General features: G+C 69.1%; 20 protein-coding genes. 17 read left to right on the forward strand and 3 right to left on the reverse strand.

The features are described 5' to 3' along the window. Positions 1-240: 240 nt before the first annotated feature. From aspS to DL990_RS10795, 5 genes are all read left to right on the forward strand, one after another. Positions 241-2,013, forward strand: a complete 1,773-nt coding sequence (gene aspS, locus DL990_RS10775) for an aspartate--tRNA ligase (RefSeq protein ID WP_125788002.1) — start codon at positions 241-243, stop codon at positions 2,011-2,013. Then, positions 2,013-2,954: a DUF389 domain-containing protein gene (locus DL990_RS10780; RefSeq protein WP_125788001.1), complete on the forward strand. Its 942-nt coding sequence runs from the start codon at positions 2,013-2,015 to the stop codon at positions 2,952-2,954. Before aspS ends, DL990_RS10780 begins: the two co-directional genes overlap by 1 nt. 79 nt (positions 2,955-3,033) lie before the next feature. Then, positions 3,034-4,221: a phosphotransferase gene (locus tag DL990_RS10785; RefSeq protein ID WP_125788000.1), complete on the forward strand. Its 1,188-nt coding sequence runs from the start codon at positions 3,034-3,036 to the stop codon at positions 4,219-4,221. Positions 4,222-4,296: 75 nt separating this feature from the next. Continuing rightward, the gene (locus tag DL990_RS10790) at positions 4,297-5,145 is read left to right on the forward strand and encodes an SGNH/GDSL hydrolase family protein (protein WP_125793727.1); all 849 of its coding nucleotides are present in this window, start codon (positions 4,297-4,299) and stop codon (positions 5,143-5,145) included. A 43-nt stretch (positions 5,146-5,188) separates the two neighbouring features. Further along, positions 5,189-6,556, forward strand: coding sequence for a replication-associated recombination protein A (locus tag DL990_RS10795; RefSeq protein WP_125787998.1), 1,368 nt, complete (start codon positions 5,189-5,191; stop codon positions 6,554-6,556). A 507-nt stretch (positions 6,557-7,063) separates the two neighbouring features. On the opposite strand, the gene DL990_RS10800 is transcribed toward DL990_RS10795, so the two are convergent. After that, a complete protein-coding gene (locus tag DL990_RS10800) occupies positions 7,064-8,317 on the reverse strand; it encodes an HNH endonuclease signature motif containing protein (protein ID WP_125798587.1) in 1,254 nt (417 codons plus the stop codon). Positions 8,318-8,586: 269 nt separating this feature from the next. On the opposite strand from DL990_RS10800, the gene DL990_RS10805 reads away from it, so the two are divergent. From DL990_RS10805 to DL990_RS10855, 11 genes are all read left to right on the forward strand, one after another. Next, positions 8,587-10,170, forward strand: a complete 1,584-nt coding sequence (locus DL990_RS10805; RefSeq protein WP_125798588.1) for a metallophosphoesterase family protein — start codon at positions 8,587-8,589, stop codon at positions 10,168-10,170. 68 nt (positions 10,171-10,238) lie between these two features. Then, on the forward strand, positions 10,239-11,276 hold the full coding sequence (locus DL990_RS10810) for a BMP family ABC transporter substrate-binding protein (protein WP_233599085.1): 1,038 nt from the start codon (positions 10,239-10,241) through the stop codon (positions 11,274-11,276). Then, positions 11,257-12,774: an ABC transporter ATP-binding protein gene (locus DL990_RS10815; RefSeq protein ID WP_233620436.1), complete on the forward strand. Its 1,518-nt coding sequence runs from the start codon at positions 11,257-11,259 to the stop codon at positions 12,772-12,774. The genes DL990_RS10810 and DL990_RS10815 overlap by 20 nt, the downstream gene beginning before the upstream one ends. Further along, a complete protein-coding gene (locus DL990_RS10820; RefSeq protein ID WP_125798589.1) occupies positions 12,771-13,775 on the forward strand; it encodes an ABC transporter permease in 1,005 nt (334 codons plus the stop codon). Before DL990_RS10815 ends, DL990_RS10820 begins: the two co-directional genes overlap by 4 nt. Next, positions 13,772-14,629 carry an ABC transporter permease gene (locus DL990_RS10825; RefSeq protein ID WP_125798590.1) on the forward strand — a complete coding sequence of 286 codons (858 nt, stop codon included), beginning with the start codon at positions 13,772-13,774 and terminating at the stop codon, positions 14,627-14,629. Before DL990_RS10820 ends, DL990_RS10825 begins: the two co-directional genes overlap by 4 nt. Then, positions 14,626-15,354, forward strand: a complete 729-nt coding sequence (locus DL990_RS10830) for a nucleoside phosphorylase (RefSeq protein WP_125787994.1) — start codon at positions 14,626-14,628, stop codon at positions 15,352-15,354. Before DL990_RS10825 ends, DL990_RS10830 begins: the two co-directional genes overlap by 4 nt. Then, entirely contained in the window at positions 15,351-16,481 is a 1,131-nt protein-coding gene (locus DL990_RS10835; RefSeq protein ID WP_125798591.1) for an acyl-CoA dehydrogenase family protein, read from the forward strand. The genes DL990_RS10830 and DL990_RS10835 overlap by 4 nt, the downstream gene beginning before the upstream one ends. Further along, complete coding sequence (locus DL990_RS10840) at positions 16,481-17,491, forward strand: methylthioribose-1-phosphate isomerase (RefSeq protein ID WP_125798890.1); 1,011 nt, start codon at positions 16,481-16,483, stop codon at positions 17,489-17,491. The genes DL990_RS10835 and DL990_RS10840 overlap by 1 nt, the downstream gene beginning before the upstream one ends. Continuing rightward, positions 17,488-18,204 (forward strand): acireductone synthase, encoded by a 717-nt coding sequence (gene mtnC, locus DL990_RS10845; RefSeq protein ID WP_125798592.1) that lies wholly within the window; start codon positions 17,488-17,490, stop codon positions 18,202-18,204. Before DL990_RS10840 ends, mtnC begins: the two co-directional genes overlap by 4 nt. Beyond that, a complete protein-coding gene (gene mtnB, locus DL990_RS10850; RefSeq protein ID WP_125798593.1) occupies positions 18,201-18,842 on the forward strand; it encodes a methylthioribulose 1-phosphate dehydratase in 642 nt (213 codons plus the stop codon). The genes mtnC and mtnB overlap by 4 nt, the downstream gene beginning before the upstream one ends. Then, a complete protein-coding gene (locus DL990_RS10855; RefSeq protein ID WP_125787990.1) occupies positions 18,839-19,417 on the forward strand; it encodes an acireductone dioxygenase in 579 nt (192 codons plus the stop codon). The genes mtnB and DL990_RS10855 overlap by 4 nt, the downstream gene beginning before the upstream one ends. A 114-nt stretch (positions 19,418-19,531) precedes the next feature. Here the strand turns inward: DL990_RS10855 and DL990_RS10860 are convergent, their stop codons facing one another. Continuing rightward, positions 19,532-21,928 (reverse strand): glycosyl hydrolase family 18 protein, encoded by a 2,397-nt coding sequence (locus DL990_RS10860; RefSeq protein WP_125798594.1) that lies wholly within the window; start codon positions 21,926-21,928, stop codon positions 19,532-19,534. A 178-nt stretch (positions 21,929-22,106) separates the two neighbouring features. Beyond that, positions 22,107-22,802 carry a VOC family protein gene (locus tag DL990_RS10865; protein ID WP_125798595.1) on the reverse strand — a complete coding sequence of 232 codons (696 nt, stop codon included), beginning with the start codon at positions 22,800-22,802 and terminating at the stop codon, positions 22,107-22,109. Positions 22,803-22,955: 153 nt separating this feature from the next. Here DL990_RS10865 and DL990_RS10870 point away from each other — a divergent pair, with 153 nt between their 5' ends. Further along, entirely contained in the window at positions 22,956-23,549 is a 594-nt protein-coding gene (locus tag DL990_RS10870; protein ID WP_125787987.1) for a hypothetical protein, read from the forward strand. The last annotated feature ends 166 nt before the right edge of the window (positions 23,550-23,715 follow it).

Genomic DNA, 23,715 nt, shown 5'->3' on the forward strand with positions numbered 1-23,715 from the left:
ATCTGGTCTTTCACGTCGTGAAGGTGGTGAAGGCGCCCTGCCACCGCGATAGCGGGGCCTTCGGCCGGGCGGGTTCACGCCTATGGTCACGTTCCGGGCAAGACCTCGGCTCCGCCCACAGCCCCTGAAGACACCGGGCTTGTACCTGGTCGCGAGGCATCCGGGGCGATTCGTTAGCCTTTGACGTCGGCGAAAAGCCGTCGAATCGCAGAATCGTGATGCCGAAGGAGAGCACCCGCAGTGCTTCGCACCCACAAAGCCGGCACCTTGCGTGCCGAGCACGCCGGTCAGACGGTCACCCTCACCGGATGGGTGGCTCGGCGGCGCGATCACGGCGGCGTCATCTTCATCGATCTGCGCGATGCCGGCGGCGTGAGCCAGATCGTCTTCCGTGAAGGCGAAATGGCCGAGCGCGCCCACCAGCTGCGCTCCGAATACTGCGTCCGCGTCGTCGGCGAGGTCTCGAAGCGCCCCGAGGGCAACGCCAACGCCGAGATCCCCACCGGTGAGATCGAGGTGCTGGTCACCGAGCTCGAGGTGCTGTCCGAGGCCGCCGTGCTGCCGTTCCCGATCGACGACAGGGTCGACGTCGGCGAGGAGGTGCGCCTCAAGCACCGCTACCTCGACCTGCGCCGCAGCGGCCCCGCGGCCGCGATGCGCCTGCGCAGCGAGGTCAACCGCGCCGCCCGCGAGGTGCTGCACGCGCAGGAGTTCGTCGAGGTCGAGACCCCGACGATGACCCGTTCCACCCCCGAGGGCGCTCGCGACTTCGTGGTCCCGGCCCGGCTCAAGCCCGGTTCCTGGTACGCGCTCCCGCAGTCACCACAGCTGTTCAAGCAGCTGCTCATGGTCGGCGGGCTCGAGCGGTACTACCAGATCGCGCGCTGCTACCGGGACGAGGACTTCCGCGCCGACCGGCAGCCGGAGTTCACCCAGCTCGACATCGAGATGAGCTTCGTCGAGCAGGACGACGTCATCGCCCTCGGCGAGGACATCGTGACGGCGCTGTGGAAGCTGATCGGGGCCGAGATCCCCCGGCCGTTCCGGCGCATCTCCTACGCCGAGGCGATGGAGAAGTACGGTTCGGACAAGCCGGACCTGCGCTTCGACCTCGAGCTCACCGACATGACGGCGTTCTTCGCCGACACCCCGTTCCGTGTGTTCCAGGCGCCGTACGTCGGCGCCGTCGTGATGGCGGGCGGGGCCGACCAGCCGCGCCGCACCCTCGACGCCTGGCAGGACTTCGCCAAGCAGCGCGGGCACCGCGGGCTCGCGTACATCCTGGTGAACGAGGACGGCACGCTCGGCGGCCCGGTCGCGAAGAACCTGTCGGAGAAGGAGCGCGAGACGGTCGCCGAAGCCGTCGGCGCCAAGCCCGGCGACTGCGTCTTCTTCGCCGCGGGCAAGGCCGCCGACGCGCGGGCCCTGCTGGGCGCCACCCGCCTGGAGATCGGCAGCCGTCTCGGCCTGATCGACGAGAACGCCTGGTCGTTCGTCTGGGTCGTCGACTTCCCGATGTTCATCTCGGCCGAGGAGTCCGACGACGTCGCCGTCGGCGGCGGCAAGTGGAAGGCGCTGCACCACGCCTTCACCTCGCCGACCCCGGAGTGGATCGGCAAACTCGCCGACGACCCCGGCAACGCGCTTGCCTACGCCTACGACATCGTCTGCAACGGCAACGAGATCGGCGGCGGCTCGATCCGTATCCACCAGCAGGAACTGCAGAAGCAGGTCTTCGAGCTGATGGGCCTCGGCGAGGAGGAGGCGCAGGAGAAGTTCGGCTTCCTGCTCGACGCCTTCGCCTTCGGCCCGCCGCCGCACGGCGGGATCGCGTTCGGCTGGGACCGGATCGTCATGCTGCTGGCCAAGGCCGAGTCGCTGCGTGACGTGATCGCGTTCCCGAAGACCGGCGGCGGGTTCGACCCGCTGACCGCCGCTCCCGCGCCGATCACGGCGGAGCAGCGCAAGGAAGCGGGCATCGACGCCAAGCCCGCGCCGCCCGTCAAGAACTGATGCTCCACCTCAGGGCCGTGTGCCCGCCGGACCGGACCGAGGAAGCGATCCGGATCCTGCGGGCACACTCCGGGACCGCGCACCTCGTCGTGCATCACGGGGTGGCGGTCGCGCCCGAGGGCGACCTGATCGAAGCGGACATCGCCCGGGAGGCGACCGACGAGATCATCGAGTCGCTGTGCGGGCTCGATCTCGACCACACCGGCGGCATTACGCTGGAAGCGCTGGACACCGCGGTGTCCGACGCCGCGGACAAGGCTGAGGAAGCCGCGCCGGGCGAAGGCGCGGACGCCGTCGTGTGGCAGGAACTCGTCGGCCGCTCCGGCGAGGAGTCCCGGCTCACCTGGACGTTTCAGGCGTTCCTGACCATCGCTTGCCTGCTGGCGTCGGTCGGGGTGCTCACCAACTCGTCGGTCACGATCGTCGGCGCCATGGTCGTGGGGCCGGAATTCGGCCCGCTCGCGGCCATCGCCGTCGGGTTGGTGCTCCGGCGGGGAGATCTCGTGAAGCAGGGCGCCGTCGCGCTGCTCGGCGGCTTCCCGATCGCGATGGTGATCACCCTCGGTGTGGTTCTGGTGGGCAACGCCACCGGCGTGCTCGAAGTCAGCAAGCTCTTGGACAACCACGAGGTGGATTTCGTTTACCAGGTGGGAATCGCGTCGCTCATCGTCGCACTGCTCGCCGGTGCGGCCGGGATGCTTTCCATGACTTCGGCCAAATCCGCCGCGCTCGTGGGTGTGTTCATCTCGGTGACGACGGTTCCCGCGGCGGGTTACGCGGTGGTCGCGGCGGTTGCCGGTCAGTGGGAACGGTGCCTTTATTCGGCCGGTCAGCTGCTGGTCAATCTCATCGGAATCGTTGCAGCTGCGGCCATTGTGCTGACATTGCGCCGTCGTGGGCAACGATCGAGGGTGACGGAACGTCCGCTTTCACGCGGATGAGTCCCAGATCGCGCCAGTGCGCGCGATTGCCCGGATCTCAGTGGTCATGGTTGCTCAGTCACGAGTAGGGTCGGTGGCAATGACAGTCGATACCTCCTCTGCCGACGATTCGACCGTCGGAGCTGGAGCCGAAACTCTCGCCGTCGCAGCGGCGGTCGCTGCCGGCGAGTCGGTCCTTTCGCGCCGCTTCGGCAGCGCGATCACTCTCGTAGCCCCAGAAGACCTGGACGGCAGTGGTCCGGCGACGGTCGTGCGGGCGCGAGTGGCGACGTCACCGTTCGCGCTGCCGCGCACGCTGGTCATCAAGCACTACCCCGATCCACCCGAACCGGGACGACCGGATCCGTTCGCGCAGGAGGCGGTCAGCTACCAGCTGTTCACCGCGCTCGCGCCGGAGGACCGGATCTGCCCGGAGCTGCTGGCGCACGACGGCCGGTACCGCGTCCTGGTGATCGAGGACCTCGGCGGCGTCCCGACGCTGCACGACAAGCTCCACGCCCGTGACGCTCGCGGCGCCGAGCGCGCGCTGCTGTCCTGGGCTCGGTCGCTCGGCAGGCTGCACGCGAGCACGGCGAGCCGCGAACCCGATTTCAACGCGTTGCTGCGCCGTCTCGGCGGCCCGGTCAAGAACGAGGACGCGCCGCTGCCCGCGGTCTGCGCGCAACTGCCGGGGCTGCTTGAGGAACTGCTCGACGTCGAGACCCCGGAGCCGGTGCAACGGCGGGTCATGGAGGTCGCCGAGCGGGCGGGCTCACCGTCTTACCGCGCGTTCAGCCCGGTCGATCTCAGCCCGGACAACAACCTCGTGACCAGCGACGGGGTGCGATTCCTCGACTTCGAACGCGGCCGGGTGCGCAGCACCCTGATGGACGTGGCGTACCTGCGGCTCCCGTTCGCGTCGAGCGCGGACGCGCTGGCGCTGCCGCCGGGAATGAGCGAGGCGATGATCGCGGCCTGGCGGTCCGAGGTCGTCTCGGTCTGGCCGGGGCTCGCGGACGAAGACGCGCTGGCCGAGCACCTGATGGACGGTCAGCTGCTCCTGCTGTGGGTGATCACCTGGGAGATCCTCCCGGAGCTGGATCTGGAGCGGCACGCCACGCCGATCAGCCAGGAGGCCGCGCTGGTCACCTGGTGGCGGGAACTGGCCAAGCAATCGCTGCGTGCCCGCCTCACGGACATCTCCGAGCACGCCACCAGGGTCGCCGCGGCGCTCGGGGCCAGGCTGGGGCCGCACGCGGACCTCGCCTTCTACCCGGCGTTCCGGTAGCCGCCGCACGGACTTTTCGCTCGACCGTCCTCGTCGCGTTACCCAGGCATCACCGCTGGTGAGTCTGCGTGGCCGATGGTGGCTACCGTGACCGTGATCAGTGTCGAAGTCACTCCGAGTCCCGAACCTCTCCTTCCTCCTGCCCCGGCCGTACCGCGGTCCGCTCGCAGACTGGTCGTGCTCGGCGATTCCACGGCCGTGGGCCTCGGCGACCCGCTGCCGAACCGAGGCGGCTGGCGCGGGGTCGGCCCGCTCGTCGCCGAAGCGCTGGGCGTCGAGCCGGACGGCTACCTGAACCCGTCGTTCACCGGAGCGCGCATGGGATGCGTGCTGACGGAGCAGCTCCCCGCGGCCGTGGCGCACCGGCCGGACGTCGCGCTGGTGGTGGCGGGGATGAACGACACCCTGCGCCCCGATTTCAGCGCCGAGAAGATCGCCGCGGACCTCACCGAGGTGATCCGTTCACTGGCCGCCGTCGGCACCACCGTGGTCCCCGTGCGCTATCACGACCACGGCAAGGTGTTCCGCCTCCCAGGGTCGCTGCGGCGCGCGCTGAGCGAGCGGGTGGCCGAACTGAACGCCGCCATCGCCGGCGTCGTCGAGCGCGAGGGCGTGCCGTGCCTCGACCTCGAACTGCTGCCCGGTGCCTACGACCTCACCGCGTGGAGCGTCGACCGGCTGCACCCGTCGGAACTCGGGCACCGGATGCTGGCCACCGGGTTCACCGAACGGCTCGCCGAAGCCGGGTTCGCGGTGCCGCGGCCGGTCAGCCTGACCTGCTCGGGAGGGGTCGAACCGAGCACCGCCGGGCACGTCGGCTGGCTGGTGCTCAAGGGCGTCCCGTGGGTGTGGCGGCGGGGCCGCGAGTTCGTGCCGTACGCGGCCGTGATCATGTGGCACTCATTCCGGGAGCGGCTGCGCTGACCTGTGGCCGGAACCGTCGGTGGCTACGGCTACCGTCGACACCGTGGCACAGGACGAACTCTTCACCGTGAACCCCGACCTCGGGCCGCCTCCGGAGCAGGCCGAGCCGAGGGACACCGCCGTTCCGGCGGGCTCACCGCTGGCGGTGCGGATGCGGCCGCGGTCGCTCGACGAGGTCGTCGGCCAGCAGCATCTGCTGCGCGAGGGCGCGCCGCTGCGGCGGCTCGTCGAAGGCGCGGCTCCCGCTTCCGTGCTGCTCTACGGTCCGCCGGGGACGGGCAAGACCACGCTGGCGAACCTCGTTTCGGCCGCGACCGGCCGCCGGTTCGTGGCGATGTCGGCGCTGTCGGCCGGGGTGAAGGAAGTGCGCGGCGTCATCGAAGAGGCCCGCCGTCGCCGGAACTACAACGCCGAGAACACGGTGCTGTTCATCGACGAGGTCCACCGGTTCTCCAAGACACAACAGGACGCCCTGCTCGGCGCCGTCGAAGACCGGACGGTGCTGTTGGTGGCCGCCACCACGGAGAACCCGTCGTTCTCCGTCGTCTCGCCGCTGCTTTCGCGGTCGCTGGTGCTCCAGTTACGGCCCTTGACCGACGCCGACATCGTCGCGTTGATCGACCGGGCGCTGGCCGACGAACGCGGTCTCGGCGGCGAACTCACCCTGACCGAAGACGCGCGGGCACATCTGGTGCGGCTGGCCTCCGGCGACGCGCGGCGCGCGCTCACCGCACTGGAAGCGGCCGCCGACGCGGCGAGCGCGACCGAGGCCAAGACGATCGACCTCGCCATCGTCGAGTCCACTGTGGACAAAGCGGCGGTGCGCTATGACCGCGATGGCGATCAGCACTACGACGTCATCAGCGCGTTCATCAAATCCATCCGCGGGTCCGATGTGGACGCCGCGCTGCATTATCTGGCGCGGATGATCGAAGCGGGGGAGGACCCGCGATTCCTGGCCCGCCGCCTGGTGGTGCACGCGAGCGAGGACATCGGCATGGCCGATCCGACGGCACTGCAGTCGGCCATCGCGGCGGCACACGCGGTGCAGTTCATCGGGATGCCGGAAGGTCGTCTCGCGCTGGCACAGGCGACCGTGCACCTGGCGACGGCGCCGAAGTCGAACGCCGTCATCACCGGCATCGACGCCGCGCTCAGCGACGTCCGGTCCGGGCGAATCGGCACGGTGCCGCCGCATCTGCGGGACGGGCATTACGCGGGGGCGGAGAAACTCGGCAACGCGAAGGGCTACCGGCATCCGCAGAAAGTGCCGGAAGGCGTGCTGGCACAGCAGTATCCACCGGACGAACTGGTCGGCCGGGATTACTACGAACCGACGCAGCACGGAGCGGAGCGGACGTTGTACGAGCGGGTGCCGAAGCTGCGGCGCACCGTCCGGGGTGAGCGTTAGGTTCGCATTCGGACGGATTCGATGATCATGGGGCCAGATGCGCTGTGGCTGGGGATCATCGGGTGGATTTCGGGGCGTTGGATGACCCGGTCGGGCGTCATCGGTCCTGTCACGCAAGTATCGGGTGCTGATTCGGGGGTTTGAGGCGGCCGGGTCCGTGAAGGGCCCCTTGAGGGACTCTGGGTCCCTCAAGGGGCCCTTCACGGAACGAGCCACTCTCACGGGTCTCAGCGGCATTGCCAGTCACAACGGTGCGCGTGAAGGGCCCCTTCCCTCGGCTTAGCCAAGGAAACTCGACCTTCGCACCTTCCCGAGTACATGAAGGCCCCCTTCCTTGCGTCAGGCGCAAGGAAGGGGGCCTTCATGTACTTCAGTCGAGATCCCAGTGTTGTCCGGCAGGTAGTGAAGGCCTCCTTCGCTACCCTCAGGGTAGGCAAGGAGGCCTTCACGGAGCATCGGGCATGGCGAGGGGCCCGTCGCCGGTGTGGCTGGCGGGCTCCTCGGGGTTCAGCGGTGGTGGAGGGTGTTGCGTCGGGGTTGTCGGAGCGGATCTCGGTATTGGGGCGGGATGAACTCCGGTAACCCATCGGCGGCCATTCGTACTTCCCAGTCCCCGTGATGAATCAACCGATGATGGAATCCGCAGAGCAGCACCAGGTTCCGGAGATCTGTCGGGCCGCCGTCTGCCCAGTGCTCGATGTGGTGGGCGTGGCAGTTCTTCGGCTTGCGATGGCAGCCGGGGAACGCGCAGCCCCCGTCGCGGATGTTCAACGCCCGGCGCTGGCCTGGGGTGACGAAGCGCCGTAGTCGTCCGACGTTGAGGGGTTCGCCGGCGGCGCTCATCACGACCGGGAGCATTAGGCAGTCGCAGGCGGCCAGCCGGGCTTCCCGGGCGGTCATCGTCCCGACGAAGTCCAGGCACGCAGTCCCGAGGCCCGACTTGAGTTCCTCAAGGCCGATGGTGACGTTCACCAACGTCCGATAGCCGCTGGTGCCGGGCTGGTCCGGGCACGCGATCGCCAGATCCAGGATGTCGACCCACGCATCACCCAGGCGCTCGCACTTCATCCGCAGATCTGCTTGTCCGAACTCGTCCACCGGGCGCGGCTGAGCGTAGGCCTCCAGGGCGGCGGCGGTGCGGGCTCCGGTCTCGTCGTCGAGGAGACCGGTCAGTTTCCAGAAGCCGTCTTTCCGGCGCTCCAAGGTGATCTCGCGGCGCGGTTCCTTGGGCTCGGGCTCTTTGGGCTCGTTGCCGTCGGGGTCCAGCCAGCCCAGCAGTTTCGCTTCGGCGTCCACCAACTGTCGTGGCCCGGCGTTCGGGGCCAGGTCGGCCAGGATCTTCTCCGCACTCGCCCGGTCCTCGGCGGAGGTGTCGGCGGGGAGCTTCTTCAGGATCTCCAGGATCTGATCGATCCGCTCGTCCCCGACCAACCCCTCCGCGGCCACCGCGGCGGTCGCGGGAGCAATGGCGGGAACCTCGGTACCATCCAGAGCCCGGGTCGGGTTCAACGCGATGGCCCGGTTTACCACCGCACGTGCTTCGCCGACCGACAAGCCCGCGATATCGGCGAACCACTTATCCGTACGACCGTAGCCGAACAAGTCTTTGATGCCCCGAGACTCGATCTCCGCCAGGTATTGCCCCAACCCGGCGGTAGCCATCCGAATCACCTGCAAGGACTGCTGCACGCCATGGGCAAGCTCCAGCTTGCCGGCGCGCCACAACTCCTGCGGAAACTCAGGAAGGAAGGTCTCGGACACCTCTCCATGATAGCGCAATTCCGTCGAACAGGTGTTCGTAATTTTAAGCGACAAGCGAAATGTGTGAACAACGCTGAAGGGTGATTATGCCTCGCATGGAGGTCGCGGAAAGCGAGCGTGCCGCAATTAGTCGACTAAATGCGGCCTCGCGAAAGCCTGAAAGGGTAAAGCCCGCTTGAGAATTCCTTGAGCCGGTCCTGGGCAGCTCGACCACTCCCGTTCGTTTCACCGTCGCGAGCCGAACATCTGCGTCGGCGAGTATCCCGCGCATGGAAATCCCCAGGGTCGGTGTGCCCGACGCGCTGGCCTCGCACCTCACGATGGCCGAACAACACGAGTACCTGAGCCGCCGCTCGATGCTCAAGGGAACCGGTGCCCTCCTCGCCGCCGGGCCGCTTCTCTTGCAGGGCACCGCGTACGCCGACGGCGACAAGGTCGTCCCGGCGGGGCGGCATCTGGCGTTCGGCCGGAATCCGCGGACGTCGATGCGGGTCGCGTGGCAGGTGCAGGTGCCGGCGCCGGTGCGGAAGCCGTTCCTGCGGATAGCCGACGGTCATGGCGGCTGGAGTCACCGGATTCCGGCCGAGGTCCGCGCGCTGCATTCCGAGGTCGCCGGGGTCATCGCGCCGTACGACCAGTACTACCTGCACGCCGAGGCCGATCACCTCTGGCCCGGCCACACCTATCGGTACGCCGTCGGGCACGACGGTTTCGACCCGGCGTCGGGTGACGGCGGGCCTGCCGCGATCTCGACGTTCACCACCGCGCCCGCGCGGGGTGTTCCGGCGGGCAAGTTCACCTTCACCGCGTTCGGCGACCAGGGCGTTTCGACGACGGCGCTCGCGCAGGACGGCGCCGTCGCGGGACAGAATCCGCGCTTTCACCTGCTGGCCGGCGATATCGCGTACGCCGATCCGAGTGGTGCTGGCAAGCCGCCCGGGTCCAAGCCCGACGCGGACCACGACCTCTTCGACCCCGAGGTCTGGGACGCTTACTACCGCCAGATCGAGGGCGTCGCGGCGTCGGTGCCGTGGATGGTCACCACCGGCAACCACGACATGGAGGCCCTCTACTCCCCGGACGGCTATGGCGGCCAGCTCAAACGCTGGGACTTCCCCGGCGGCGGTCCGCACGACTGTCCCAGCGTGTACTCGTTCATCTACGGCAACGTCGGGGTGATCTCGCTCGACGCCAACGACGTCTCCTACGAGATTCCCGCCAACCTCGGTTACTCGCACGGCTCCCAGACGGCGTGGCTCAAGCGGCGCCTGCGGTACCTGCGCTCGCAGCCGGACATCGACTTCGTCGTGGTGTTCTTCCATCACTGCGCCTACTCGACTACGAACCAGCACGCCTCCGAGGGCGGCGTCCGCGAGCAGTGGGTCCCGCTGTTCGACGAGTTCCGGGTCGACCTCGTGATCAACGGGCACAACCACATCTACGAGCGGACCGACGCCCTGCGTGGGGGCAAGGTGACCCGTGAGGTCGAGATCGGCGACACCGTCGAGCCGGATCGCGACGGCACCGTGTACGCGACCTGCGGTGGCGGCGGGAAGAGCCTCTACAGCTTCCCGGTGCCCGACACGTTCGCGGGGGAGTTCGAGTCGTACCACTGGGTCAAGGGCGGCGAGAAGGTGACCGAGACCGTGTCCTGGTCGCGGGTGCGCTACACCGGATACTCGTTTCTCGCCATCGACGTCGAGCCCGCTTGGCCCGGCCGCCGGACGACGCTGACCGTGCGGACCTTGCGCAACGACGGCGCCGAGATCGACCGGTTCACCCTGCGCCGCACCGCCGGCCTCCACCGTTCGCGGCACGGGACTGTGCTCGGGGCGGATCCGGGCGACGTATAACGACCTACACGGTTCCGCATGGTGGGAATCGGTGTCATATCGTGGACCGGAGACATACAGTCCGGGACATGTCGCCGAGAACCCTCCTGCGGGCCGTCATGGCCGTTTCCGCCGTCACGCTCCTCGCCGCGTGCAACGCCTCGGCCAAGGACCCGGCCGCGCAAAACGCCGCCGGGCCGGCGCTGGTCCTGATCACGCCGAGCCCGGTCGGTGTCAACGACTTCCTCAAGCTCGCCGTCCAGGGCATCGAGGACTCGGCCAAGAAGCACAACGGGACGCAGAAGGTCTACCAGAGCACCGATCCGGCCTCGATCCAGCAGAATCTCGCGGCCGCGGTGCGCGAGAAGCCGGCCGTGATCGTCGCCGTCGGCTTCAACTTCGCCGACGCGATCGCGGCCGAGGCCGAGCGCAACCCGGAGCAGAAGTTCCTGTTCGTGGATTCCTGCACCACCAAACCCTTCCCGAACGTCACCTGCGCGGTGTTCCGTGAGCACGAGGGCAGCTACCTCGCCGGTGCCGAAGCCGGGCTGCTGAGCAAATCCGGCAAGGTCGGCGCGGTCGTCGTACTCGACACGCCCCAGTTCCGCCGCTACTCGATCCCGTTCGGGCAGGGCGCGGAGAAGGCCAAACCCGGCACCACGCTGGCCCCGTTGTTCATCGGCGGAGCGAACCCGTTCAACGATCCGGCCCGCGCGAAGGCGCTGGCCACCACGCTGGCGGGTCAGGGCGTCGACCACGTCATGGGCGCGGCCTCCGCGGCGGGCAACCTCGGCGTGTTCGAGGCCGCGAAACAGGGCAAGTTCTTCGCGTTCGGCGTCGACGCCAACCAGTGCCCGGCCAGTCCGGGGCAGGTCGTGGACAACGTCATCAAGCGCACCAACGTCGTTGTCGGCGACGGGGTCGAGGCGATCCTCGGCGGCAAGACCGGCGAGACGAAGTCCTACGGCGTCAAGGAGAAGGGCATCTCCCTGACCGGGCTGGAGCCGGACGCGGCGACGTCACAGTGCGTCGTCGCGAGCCACCCCGACGTGCTGGCGAAGGTCGGCGAGCTGCGGGACCAGATCATCTCGGGCGCGATCGTCGTCGATGACCCCGCCAAGTCCTGACGCCGTCTCACTCCGGGGGATCGTCAAGCGGTTCCCCGGAGTGCTCGCGAACGACCACGTGGACCTCGACGTCGGCAGCGGCGAGATCCACGCCCTGATGGGCGAGAACGGCGCGGGCAAATCGACGCTCATGTCCGTGCTCTACGGTCTGCACCGACCCGACGAGGGCACGATCTCCTTGCACGGCAAGGAAGTCTCCTTCGGTTCGCCCGCACAGGCCATCGACGCCGGTGTCGGCATGGTGCAGCAGGGGTTCGCGTTGTTCGGTGAACTCACCGTCACCGAGAACGTCGTGTTCGGCAGCGAGCCGACGCGCCGCGGCCTGCTGGACCGCAAGGCGGCGACGGCCCGTGTCAGCGAGCTGATCGAACGACACGGACTGCGGCTGCGACCGGGTGACCGGGTCCGCGACCTTCCGGTCGGCCTGCGGCAGCGCGTCGAGATCCTCAAACTGCTGTACCGCGAGGCCGGCGTGCTGATCCTCGACGAACCGACCGCCGTGCTGACCCCGCCCGAGACCGAGCGGCTGTTCGGTGTGCTGCGTGCCCTCGCCGCCGAGGATCGCACGATCCTGCTGGTGTCGCACAAACTCCAGGAGGTCCTCGCCGTCAGCGACCACGTCACGGTGCTGCGGGACGGCCGAGTCAGCGCGCTCGGGCGCACCGCGGACCAGACGGCCGCCGGGCTGGCCGCGGCGATGACCGGGCGCGTGGTCGACCTCGACCGCGTGCATCCGGCCGGGACACCAGGGGACACCGTCCTCGAAGCACGCTCTCTGACCGTTCCCGGAGCGGAAGGAAAACCGTTGCTGGACAACGTTTTCCTGACCGTGCGCGCGGGGGAGATCGTCGGCGTCGCCGGGGTCGCGGGCAACGGGCAGGCCGAGCTCTCCGACGCCATCACCGGTCTCCGGACGACCGGCGGCACCGTCGTCCTCAATGGACAGAGTCTCGACGGGCTGTCGGTCCGTGCGCGAAGGGATGCCGGGCTCGCCCATGTCCCGGAAGATCGCGCCGAGGTCGGCTCGGCGCCCACGGCGGGCCTCAGGGAGAACCTCGCCGTCGGTTTTCACCGCAAACGCCCGTTGGTGCGCAAGGGATTCCTGCGTCGCAAGGCGATCGACGAGCACGCGTCGGCGATCATCGAGGACTACGACGTCCGCGCGTCCGGCCCCGCCGCCGCGATGGGCACGCTGTCCGGCGGTAACCAGCAGAAGGCGATCTTCGGCCGCGAACTCACCCACGACGCGCCCTTCCTGCTGGTCGAACAGCCCACCCGCGGTGTCGACGTCGGCGCGATCGAGAACATCCACGCCCGGCTCGTCGCCCATCGCGATGCCGGACACGCCGTCCTGCTGATCTCCGCCGAGCTCAGCGAGATCCTCGCGTTGTCGGATCGGGTGCTGGTGCTGTTCGAGGGCCGGATCGTCGCGGAGTTCACCAAGGACGAGGCGGATCAGCACACGATCGGCCTCGCGATGGCCGGAGGTGCCGGATGACCCGCGTCCGTCTCGTCGCCGTCCCGGTCGCCGCGGCGCTCGTCCTCGGCGCGATCCTGCTGCTGGCCACCGGAACCGATCCGCTGGCCGCGTACGGCGCGATCGTCTCCGGCGCGTTCGGCCCCGACGGCATCGGCGACACCCTGGCCTACGCCGTCCCCGTCGCGGGAATGGCGACCGCGCTCGCGATCCCGCTGCGCGCCGGCATGGTGAACCTCGGCGGTGAGGGACAGCTGGTGCTCGGCGCGGTCGGCGCGCTCGCCGTCGGCCTGTACGTGCCCGGTCCCGGGCCGGTCAAGGTGATCCTGGCGCTGCTCGCGGGCATCCTCGCGGGAGCCGCGTACGCCGCGCTGGCCGCGGTCTGCGAAAACCGGCTCGGCGTCCCGTTGCTGATCAGCACGCTGCTGCTGAGCTATCCGGCGATGTCGCTCGCCGGGTATCTGGTGCGGTTCCCGTTGAAGGACGCCGGGTCCAGCCTGCCGCAGAGCCCGCAACTGCCCGACGGCGCGCGCCTGCCCGAAATCGACGGCGTGACGACCGGGATCTTCCTGGTGGTGGCGGTGATCGCGGTCTACACGGTGATCGACGCCCGCACCCCCGCCGGCTTCGAGACGAAGGTGACCGGCTGGGCGCCGCGGTTCGCCGCCTACGCCGGGATCGACCGGCCGAAAGTCACCCTGCGGCTGCTGGCCGCCTCGGGCGGGACGGCCGGACTGGTCGGCGCGATCGCCGTCCTCGGCTTCCCGTACCGGTTCATCGACGGCGCGCTGATCACGCCGCAATACACCTGGATCGGCCTGCTCGCGGCACTGCTCGCCGGGGCCAGCCCGCTCGGGACCCTGCTCGCGGCGGTGTTCTTCGCGGCGCTGACCAGCGGCGGATTCGCGATGGAACGGGCCACCCAGGTCCCGCGCGAGCTGACCGCGGTCCTGCAGGCGGTGCTGATCATCTTCCTCGCGGCCGCCTCGGGGGTCTTCAAGCGGAAGGGGAAGCGGGCATGATCGACGCGAGCCTGTTCTCCTCGGCGCTCACCGCGCTGACACCGATCCTGTTCGCCGCGCTCGCGGGCGCGCTGTGCCAGCGGGCCGGGGTTTTCAACATCTCGCTCGAGGGCTCGCTCCTGGTCGGTTGCTTCGGCGCCGTCGCCGGGAGCTGGTACACCGGCAGCGCCTGGATCGGCGTCGTCGTGGCGGTGATCGCGGCGACGGCGTACTCGCTGATCCTCGCGATCGGTTCGATCACCTTCGACGGCGACCCGATCGTGCTGGGCGTCGCGAGCAACCTGCTCGCGGTCGGCCTGACGAGCTTCCTCATCCGCACCGTGTTCGGCACCGAAGGCTCGTTCAGCGACCCCTCGTTGCAGGGGCTGGGTCAGTTCGGGCCGATTCCCGGGCAGTCGTTGCTGGTCTACCTGTCCTGGCTGGCCGTACCCGCGCTCGCGGTCCTGCTGTACCGGCATCCGTGGGGCCTGCGGCTGCGCGGTGTCGGCGAGCGCCCGGAGGCCGCCTCCAGCCTCGGCGTCAACGTGATCAAGTACCGCTACGGGGTGATCCTCGCCGGGGGAGCGCTGTGCGGTCTCGGCGGTGCGCAGCTGGCGCTGGGCTCGGTGACGCTGTTCGCCGAGAACATGACCGCGGGCCGCGGCTGGATCGCCGTCGTGGCGGTCATGCTGGGCCGCGCGCATCCGCTCGGGGTGCTGCTCGCGGCGCTGCTGTTCGGCCTCGCCGAGGCGTTCGGCTTCCGGCTCCAGGGGATCGGGTTGCCGCAACAGGCCACCGATGCCGCCCCGTACGTCGTCACGCTAGTGGCGCTGTTCCTGTCCAATTTCAAGCGCAAGAGAGGACAGCCCGCGTGAGCGACGTCCTGCCCATCACCAAGATCCCCCGGCACGGACTGCCGCCGCGCGCCCTCGTCGTGGGTGATCCGGACCGCGCGACGGCGGTGGCCGAATCGCTGGTGGACTCCGCTCTCGTCGGACAGAACCGCGAGTACCGGACCTATACCGGCACCTGGAAGGGCGTCCCGGTCGTCGTGTCGTCGCACGGAGTCGGCGGGCCCGGCGCGTTGTGCCAGTTCGGCGAGCTGGCCGAGGCGGGCGTCCGCACCTTCCTCCGGCTCGGCACCGCCGGTTCGCTGGCCGAGGGGATCACCGACGGCGACCTCGTCATCGCCGAGGCCGCCGTCCGCGACGACGGCGTCACCCAGCAGCTGATCCACCCCGAGTACCCGGCGTTCGCCACCCCGGAGATCGTCGTGGCGCTGAGCCGCGAGGCACCGGACGCGCACCGGGGCGTGGTGTGGACGCGGGCCGCGTTCAGCCCGCTGGTGCTCACCCTCCCGATGGCCGAGTACCTGGCCGCGCGGGTGATCGCCATTGAGATGGAACTCTCCACGCTGCTGGTGTTCGCGGCATTGCGCGGCCTGCGGGCCGGTGGTGTGCTCGTGATCGACGGCGACGCGCGGCCCGAGCACCCCGACCCGTCGGCCTACGACCCGCACCGCGACGTCGTGGCCGCCGGGGTGGCGAGGGCGACCCGCGTGGCGCTCGACGCTCTCATCGACGTGGAAGGGGCGGAATGACCGAAGTGTGGCGAAAAGCGGCGCTCGAGCTGGCGAGCACCCTGGCGGCGGACGCGGCCGAGCGGGACCTCGCCGGACGCCTCCCGGTCGAGGAAGTCGGCTTGCTGCGCGAGTCCGGGCTGCTGCCCTTGCTCGACACCGCCGGCTGGGCGGCCGCGAACGAGGCCACCCGGATCGTGTCCGCCGCGGACGCGTCGGTCGGCCATTTGCTCGGTTACCACTACCTGCAGCTGTGGCGCACCGGCCTGTTCGGGCCGCGCGCGGCGAGCGAGCCGGGCTGGTTCTGGGCGGGCGTGAGCAACCCGCTCGACGCCGCCCTGCTCCTGACCCCGGCCGACGGCGGGTTCACCGTCGAGGGCACGAAGACCTTCGCCACCGGCGCGGCCGTCGCCGACCGTCTGGTGGTCAGCGCGACGAGGACGGACAACGGCGACAAGCTGACGTTCGTCGTCGACGCGCGGGCCGACGGGATCACCTTCCCCGGTGAATGGGACAACATCGGCCAGCGGCTCACCGCGAGCGGCGCGGTGCGGTTCGAGGCCGTCCGGATCGCCGCCGACGACGTGCTCGGCACCCAGCCGGAGGACCAGTCCGATCCGAAGGTGCCCCGGATCTCCCTGGCGGCGATCGGCTTCCAGCTCATGCTCGCGCAGGTGTACGTCGGCCTCGCGGTCGGCGCGCTGGACGCGGCCGCGGTGTACACCCGCGAGACCGCGCGGCCCTGGACATTGTCCGATGTGGACAAAGCGACGCAGGATCCGTACATCCTGGCCGGATACGGCGAGCTGGTCGCGACCGCGCGGGCGGCCGGGTTCGCCGTCGACGCCGCGGTTTCCGCGCTCGGCGATGCCGACGAGCGCGGATTCGAGCTGACCCCGGCCGAGCGTGCCGAAGCGGCGATCGCGATCTCGTCGGCGAAGATCGTCGCGAGCCGGGCCGCCGTCGAGACCACGAGCAAGGTCTTCGAGTTCACCGGCGCGCGGGCCACCGCGACGAAGTACGGCTTCGATCGCTTCTGGCGCAACGCCCGCACGCTGACCTTGCACGACCCCGTGACGTACAAGGCGCGCGAGGTCGGCGACCACTTCCTCAACGGGATCCCGCCGTGCCTTTCGGGGTACAGCTGATGACGCTGCCGATCCTCGCCGAAAGCGTCCGCCTCGACGACGAAGGCGTGCACATCCTCGACCGCCGGGTCTTCCCGTTCGAACGGGAATGGGTGCTGTGCCGGACTTCGGAAGAGGTGGCGGTGGCCATCGAAGAGATGGTCACGCAGTCTTCCGGGCCGTACTTCGCCGCGTTGGGCGCGATGGTGCTCGCGGCGCGCGAGGCGTCCGGGCTCGCGGACCCGCGGGCGTACCTGGAGCGGGCGGGGGAGCGGATCGTCGCGACCCGCAAGACCAACAACCATCTGCGCAAGGCCGTCGCCGCCGTACTGTCCGAAGTAGACGAATCGGCAGGCGACCTCGTCGAAGCCGCTACGGCCGGTGCGCAAGCAGGTGACGAATTGTATCGGTCGCGCAGCCGCGCGCTGGGTGAGCACGCGGCCGCGTTGGTGCCGGACGGGGCGACCGTGCTGACGCATTGCTGGGCGGATCTGTACCTGGTCGAATTCGTGCTGGCCGCGCGACGCCACGGCAAGGAGTTCTCCTTCCTCTGCACGGAAACCCGGCCGTACCTGCAGGGCGCGCGGCTGACCGCCGAGACGCTCGCCGAGATGGGTGCCGACACCCGCTTGATCACGGACGGGATGGGCGCCGCGGTGCTGTCCTCGGGGGAGGTCGGCGCGTTGGTGACCGCGGCCGACCGGGTCACCATGGACGGCCACGTCGTCAACAAGATCGGCACGCTGGGGCTCGCGGTGGCGGCGGAGGCGTTCGGCGTGCCGTTCCACGCGATGGTCCAGGCGCCCGACCAGGCCGCGCCGACCGGCGCCGACGTGCCGATCGAATACCGCGACGGCGACGAGGTGCTGAGCGCGCTCGGCCACCGAGTCGCGAGCGAACGCGTACGGGGCCACTATCCGGCCTTCGACGTGACACCACCGCGGTTCGTGACCTCGGTGGTGACCGACCGCGGGGCCTTCGAGCCCCGGCGGCTCCGCGAGTACTACGCAGAAGGGGAAGCGAACCAGTGACCGCAACGCTGACCGCCCGATGGGTGGTCCTCGACATCGAGGGCACGCTGACCGCCACCAGCTACGTGCACGTGACCCTCTACGACTACGCGCGCCCGCGGCTGGGCCCGTGGATCGACGAGCACCCGGACGACCCCGAGGTCGCCGGTGCCGTCGCCCGGATCAAGGAACTCGGCGGGCTCCCGGCGGACGCGTCCACAGTGGACGTCGTTCGGGTGCTGCACGGCTGGATGGACGCGGACCAGAAGATCGCGCCGCTGAAGACGTTGCAGGGTCTCATTTGGCAGCAGGGGTACGCCGACGGCGACCTCACGACGGAGTTCTTCGGCGACGTCGCCCCGGCGCTGCGGTCGTGGCACGAGTCCGGGCTGCGGCTCGCGGTGTTCTCGTCCGGTTCGGTCGCGGGGCAGATCGCGTCGTTCTCGCGGACCACCGACGGCGACGTCACCGGCCTGTTCGAGAAGCATTTCGACACCGTCAACGCCGGGCCGAAGCGGGAGGCGCCGTCGTACCGCGCGATCGCCTCCGCACTGGAGGCCGAGCCGGGTGACATCGTGTTCTTCTCCGACGTCCCGGCCGAACTCGACGGCGCCGCCGCCGACGGCTGGCAGACCGTCGGCCTCGCCCGCGACGGCGAGCCGTTCGGCGACGCGGATTTCGGGACGCACCGGACGATCCGGACGTTCGACGAGGTGAAGGTCGTCCGTCAGTGAATACACCGAGTGTCCTGGAACTCGCCGGGCGCGCGCTGGCCGAGGAGTCCGCCCGGTTCGCCGGGCTGGGCTGGATGCGGGGCACGTCGGGCAACCTCTCGGTGGTGCTCGGCCGTGCTCCGCTGCGGGTCGCCGTCACCGTCAGCGGCCGGGACAAAGGCGAGCTGACCAGCGACGACGTCGTGGTGGTCGGTGAGGACGGGCTGGCCGTCGCCGACCAGCCGCATCCGGAGAAGGTGCCCTCGGCCGAGGCGGGACTGCATGCCCGGATCGCGGCGGTGTCGGGCGCGGGCGCGGTGATCCACGTGCACGCGCTCGCGCCGGTGGTGGCCGCCGAACACTGGCCGGACGGCGTCGAACTGCGGGACCTGGAGATGCTCAAGGGCTTCGGCAGGGCCGCGCACGACGACCTGGTGACGATCCCGGTGATCGCCAACGGCCAGGACATGCGCGTCCTCGGTGACGCGTTCGAGGCGGGGTTCCGGGCGGACACGCCGGCGGTGATCGTCGCGCGGCACGGGATCTACGTCTGGGGCGATGACCTGCGCCACGCTCGCCACCGTCTGGAATGTTTGGAGTGGTTGCTCCGGTTCCGGGTAGAGACAAGACTTGTCGGTCGAGAAAGGGGAGTGCGATGACCCTGCTGACGGTGTGGCCGGACGACCGGCCCGACGAGATCGCGCTCAGGACCGAGGATCCGGCCGTGATCACCGGGGAACTGGGGCGGCTCGGTGTCCGTTTCCAACGCTGGGACCTCGTCCCGGACCTGCCGCGCGACGTGACGCCCGAGCAGGTGCTGGCCGCCTACGAGGAGCCGATCGGCAAGGTTTCGGCGGCCGAGGGTTACACCTTCGTGGACGCCGTCCGCATGACCCCGTCCGACGAGCCCGGCTGGGCGGCCGAAGCCGCCGAAGCCCGGCAGAAGTTCCTCGCCGAGCACACGCACGACGATGACGAAGACCGCTTCTTCGCGCGTGGGTCCGGCGTGTTCTACCTGCACGTCGGCGGCAAAGTGTACGCGGTGCTGTGCGAGGCGGGAGACCTGCTGAGCGTGCCCGCGAACACCACGCACTGGTTCGACATGGGCACACGACCCGACTACGTGTCCATCCGGTTCTTTCACGACGACGGCGGCTGGGTCGGCAACTTCACCGGCGAGACACTGGCCGGGGACTTCCCGGACTTCGACACGTTGACCGCCGGGCGTTACTGACCGCTTCCCGATGTGTCCCGAACGACCCGTTCATGACATCCGGACGCCATGAACGGTCCTTTCCTTGCGAAATTCGCAAGGAAAGGACCGTTCCTAGCGCGCTGCCGGGCTCTGTCAGGCGGGGGTCCAGAGGGCAGGCACGTTCGGCGGCTCCCAGCCGGGCAGGGACCGATGGCCCTGACGGCATACGTAGGCCGCGCCGTTGTGGGTCACGCGAGCACCGGTGGCGTAGTCGGTGTTCGGCTTCCACGCGTCGGACGGCACCGTGGTGGTCGTCGTCGGGGTGGTCGTGGTCGGGGTGGTCGTGGTCGTCCGCGTCGTCGTCGGACTGGTCGTGGTGGTGGTTGTCGTACCGGTTGTCGTGGTGGGTGTGGTGGATGTCGGCGGGGCACCGCCGCCACGCGGGTGGTCCGACGCGATCGCGTACGTCGTCCCGCCGAAGGTGAACGTGAAGTTCGACGGCGACGCGATCGGCATGTAGTAGTTCAGCCGGATCTCGACCGTCGCGCCCGGCGCGATGTTCTGCCAGGTCGGCACGGTCACCGCGACGTGCTGGAAGTCTCCCTTCATCCCGCCGACGTTGGGCCCGCTGTGGCCCTTGCTCGTGACCGTCAGGCCGAAACCGGACTGGTCGGACATGCTGCCGGGCGCACTGGTGCCGTAGTCGAACTCGATTTTCGTTCCGCCGGGGATGGTGGTGGTCGAATTGTTGGTGACGCGCATCCGCGGGGTGATCGGGTAGTTCGCGTCGCCCAGCGCGAATCCGGTCAGGTTGACGTTCGCGTTCAGCACCGACGACGGCGCGGGGCGCGACGACTTGGTGTTGCCGTACGGGGCGGCGCCGCGCAGGCCGTCGTTGATCTTCGTGATCAGCGTGTCGCCCATGAAGTACTGGCCCTTGGCCTCGTCGAAGGCGTAGTCGCCAGCCAGTTCCCAGATCATGATGCCGCCGATGCCCTTGTCGGCCACGTACTTGGCCTTCGTGGCGAGCGAGGCTTCGTCCTCAGTGGACAGGAACACCTTCTTGTCGTTGTTCCACAGCCACGGTGTCACCATCGTGTTGTCGTAGTGTCTGTTGTAGCTTCCGGAGACCCGATCCGTCGGGTCGGTCTTCGGGGTCAGCCCGTACGCCTCCAGGTAGTCCGGGGTGATCTCGTTCTCGAGGTTCTTCGCGTGCCACATGGGGTTCGCGCCCGCGGGGACCTCGCCGCCGGCCAGGCCCAGATCGTGCCAGAGGTTGTCGATGCCGATCGCGCCGTTACCGCACGGCACCGTCGAACCGACCTGGGATCCGGTGCCCGGTGGACACTGTTTCTGGTCCGGTAGTGGCGCCTTGCCCCACAGCCCGTTCGTTCCGCCGGACACACCTTGCCAGCCTCGGGTGTAGAAGCCGACGCCGATGTTGATCCGGCCGGCTTGCATGGCACCGCGGAAGTAGTGATAGGCCCAGTCGGTGTTGAGATAACCCTGCCCGTCGTACTGCGGTGTCGTGTACACCTGCCAGTGCGCGAGTTCCGCGTCGTTGCCGGCGTCGTAGAGCGCCGCGTTCGGCCCGACGAACTGGTTCCACGCGCCGTGCAGGTCGTAGCTCATCATGTTGGCGTAGTCGAGATACCGCGTGACGCCGTAGACCTCCTGGCCGCGCAGCAACCAGCCGGACGCGGGCACGGCGGCCGTCAGCAGATAGTGCCTGCCGTCGGCGGCGCCCGCCCTGTCGAGCTTCTCGCGCAGCGTGCGCATCAGGTTCTCGTAGCCCGCCCAGAGGGTGCCGCGGTTGGACTGCGCGATCCAGTAGTCGTCCGGGTTTCCGGCGTAGCTCGCCGACGTGGCGTACTCGTAGTCGATGTCCGCGCCGTTGAAACCGTAGGCGCGCAGGAACTCCACGACGGAATCCGCGAAGACGTCGATACCAGCCTGAGTCTGCGTCATCTTGTAGAAGCCGCCCGAGGCGTTACGGGTGCCGTCGGGATTGAGGAAGCCGCCGGTCTCGGCCCAGCCGCCGATCGAGATCAGCGACTTCACGTTGGGGTTCTGCTTCTTGTACTTGGTCAGCAGGTTGAAATGTCCCTTGTAGGGCAACGACGGATCCATCTCGGCGCCCGGCACTCCCGGCCATTCCATGCCGATGGACTCGTTGGTCGCGCTCGGGGCGCCGACCGACACCTTGTTCTGCGCGTCGACGTGGGCGAACGCGTAGTTGAGGTGGGTGACCTTCGACCACGGGATGTTGTTGACCAGATAGGCCGGTGCACCGTTCTTTCCGGTGCGCCAGCTGGTGAAGTAGCCGATCACGCGGCGGGAATGCCCTTCTCCCAGGGATTCGCGGCCCGCGGTGTCGTAGACGGTGCAGTAGGGGGTGTCGACGCCGGGTGTCCGGTACAGCCCGTCGGGACGACAGTCCTCGTGGCCTGCCGCGCTCGACGTGGACGGGGTGATGACGACGATCATGAGTCCGGCCAGCGTGATGAGCGCCGCCAGCAGGGGGAGTAGTTTCCTGGTTCTCCTTGGCACGCCGAACCTCCGACAGTGGAAGATGGCCCTCGGTCACAGCAGCTTGAGCCGCTGACCTGGCGTGCGTCAATAGGTGTAGACCAATTTCCATCCTGTGCCGTACGGCGGAGCGTACCTGCGGTTCGTCAGGTCCGGGATTGTCGGGTGTGGCCATACCCTCGATCACATCCGGTGCGTGTTATGCCGCCGTTTCCCGCACCACGAAGGAAAACTCGTTCCCGTCGGGATCCGCCATCGCCACCTGGCCGCGCTCACCGGTGCCGAGCCGGGTCGCGCCGAGCGCGACGAGCCGTTCGACTTCCGAAACAGGGCCGTGCACAACGAAATGGAGCCGGTTCGGCCCGGTTTTCGGGGTGAACGGCGGGCCGCCCCAGGTGATCTTCGGGCCGCCGTGCGGCGACCGGATCGCGGTCTCCTCGTCCTGATCCCAGACCAGCGGCCAGCCGAGCGCCTTGCTCCAGAAATAGCCGACTTCCTGCGAACCGTCGCTCGCCACCGCGCCGACGAAACCGCATTCGGCGAGGAAATCGTTGCCCGGCTCGATGACGCAGAACTCGTTGCCCTCGGGGTCGGCGAGTACCACGTGTTCTTCCTCGGGAAGCTGGCCGATGTCGAGAGGGCTGCCGCCGAGTTCGAGCGCCTTCGCGACCGTCCGCCGCTGGTCATCGAGGGACTCGCTCGTCAGGTCGAAATGCATCTGGTTCTGGCGGATCTTCGGTTCTTTCGTCGGCACGAAACCGAGCCGGAAGCCGGTGCCGTCGTTCGGGACCAGGGTGTCGCCTTCGTTTTCCCAGCCGAGGAGGCCCGCCCAGAAGCGCGCCAGACGTCGCGGGGCGTGCGCGGCGAAACAGAGCGTGTGCAAGGTGACGGTCATAAGCGACGCTAGAAACGACGGCGACCCGCACGCAAGCGAATAAGGTGCTCTCCCCCGTGGAGTGGACCCGCTTCAATCCGGCGGGGGACGCGGCGGACAAGGGCGGCTGTGATCGTTGAAACCGTTCAAGCGAGCGGACCCCGAGGAGCACGTATGACCGTCCACCAAACCACCGCGACCGGGCGACTGCGCGCCGCGTGGACCAGAGCACACGCCCCGGTGCCCGGGGTGCCCCGGTGGGCCCGGATCGCCGCCTACGCCATCCCTTTCGTCGTGCTGCCCTCCGGCCTGTGGCGGATCATGACCGTCGTCTTCCACATCGGCGACGACGTCGCGCACGGTGCGGGCCAGCTCCCGTCGTGGTTGCCGGGTCCGGTGTACGTCATCGCGTTGTCCGTTGTCTCCGAGCTGATCGCCTTCACCGCCGTCGGGCTGATCGCCGAGTGGGGGGAGGTCCTCCCGCGCTGGATTCCGCTGCTGGGCGGCCGCAAGGTACCGCCTCTCGCCGCCGTCGTGCCCGCCGCGCTCGGCGCCACGATCCTGACCGCTCTGTGGACGACCGCCTACGCCACCTCGCTGGCCGGGCTCACCCTCCAAGGCGATCCCCTGCCGGACGACTTCCCCACGGAGTCACTGCACGGCTGGCAACTCGCCTTCTTCGAACTCACCTACGCCCCGCTCCTGCTCTGGGGACCGCTGCTGGCGGCAGTCTGCTTCGCGTACTGGCGGAGGCGCCGACCGCAGTAAGTACATGGAGGCCCTTCCCGTACCTATGCGCAAGGACCCGGCAAGGTCGCATATCCGCTGGTGCGGTCTGGTCTCAGCCCCGGTCCGTGAAGGCCTCCTTGAGGGACTCTGGGTCCCTCAAGGAGGCCTTCACGTCTTCCCCAAGTCCGAGAAGGACTCCAGTTAG

The organism is Amycolatopsis sp. WAC 01416 (assembly GCF_003947485.1).
In the GTDB taxonomy this organism is placed as follows: domain Bacteria; phylum Actinomycetota; class Actinomycetes; order Mycobacteriales; family Pseudonocardiaceae; genus Amycolatopsis.

Coding starts and splice junctions, on each gene's coding strand:
- DL990_RS10870 (WP_125787987.1), top strand. CDS start 22,956: ATGACCGTCCACCAAACCACCGCGACCGGGCGACTGCGCGCCGCGTGG.
- DL990_RS10855 (WP_125787990.1), top strand. CDS start 18,839: ATGACCCTGCTGACGGTGTGGCCGGACGACCGGCCCGACGAGATCGCG.
- DL990_RS10785 (WP_125788000.1), top strand. CDS start 3,034: ATGACAGTCGATACCTCCTCTGCCGACGATTCGACCGTCGGAGCTGGA.
- DL990_RS10810 (WP_233599085.1), top strand. CDS start 10,239: ATGTCGCCGAGAACCCTCCTGCGGGCCGTCATGGCCGTTTCCGCCGTC.
- DL990_RS10865 (WP_125798595.1), bottom strand. CDS start 22,802: ATGACCGTCACCTTGCACACGCTCTGTTTCGCCGCGCACGCCCCGCGA.
- DL990_RS10780 (WP_125788001.1), top strand. CDS start 2,013: ATGCTCCACCTCAGGGCCGTGTGCCCGCCGGACCGGACCGAGGAAGCG.
- DL990_RS10835 (WP_125798591.1), top strand. CDS start 15,351: ATGACCGAAGTGTGGCGAAAAGCGGCGCTCGAGCTGGCGAGCACCCTG.
- DL990_RS10820 (WP_125798589.1), top strand. CDS start 12,771: ATGACCCGCGTCCGTCTCGTCGCCGTCCCGGTCGCCGCGGCGCTCGTC.
- DL990_RS10790 (WP_125793727.1), top strand. CDS start 4,297: ATGGTGGCTACCGTGACCGTGATCAGTGTCGAAGTCACTCCGAGTCCC.
- DL990_RS10805 (WP_125798588.1), top strand. CDS start 8,587: ATGGAAATCCCCAGGGTCGGTGTGCCCGACGCGCTGGCCTCGCACCTC.
- DL990_RS10840 (WP_125798890.1), top strand. CDS start 16,481: ATGACGCTGCCGATCCTCGCCGAAAGCGTCCGCCTCGACGACGAAGGC.
- DL990_RS10815 (WP_233620436.1), top strand. CDS start 11,257: ATGACCCCGCCAAGTCCTGACGCCGTCTCACTCCGGGGGATCGTCAAG.
- DL990_RS10825 (WP_125798590.1), top strand. CDS start 13,772: ATGATCGACGCGAGCCTGTTCTCCTCGGCGCTCACCGCGCTGACACCG.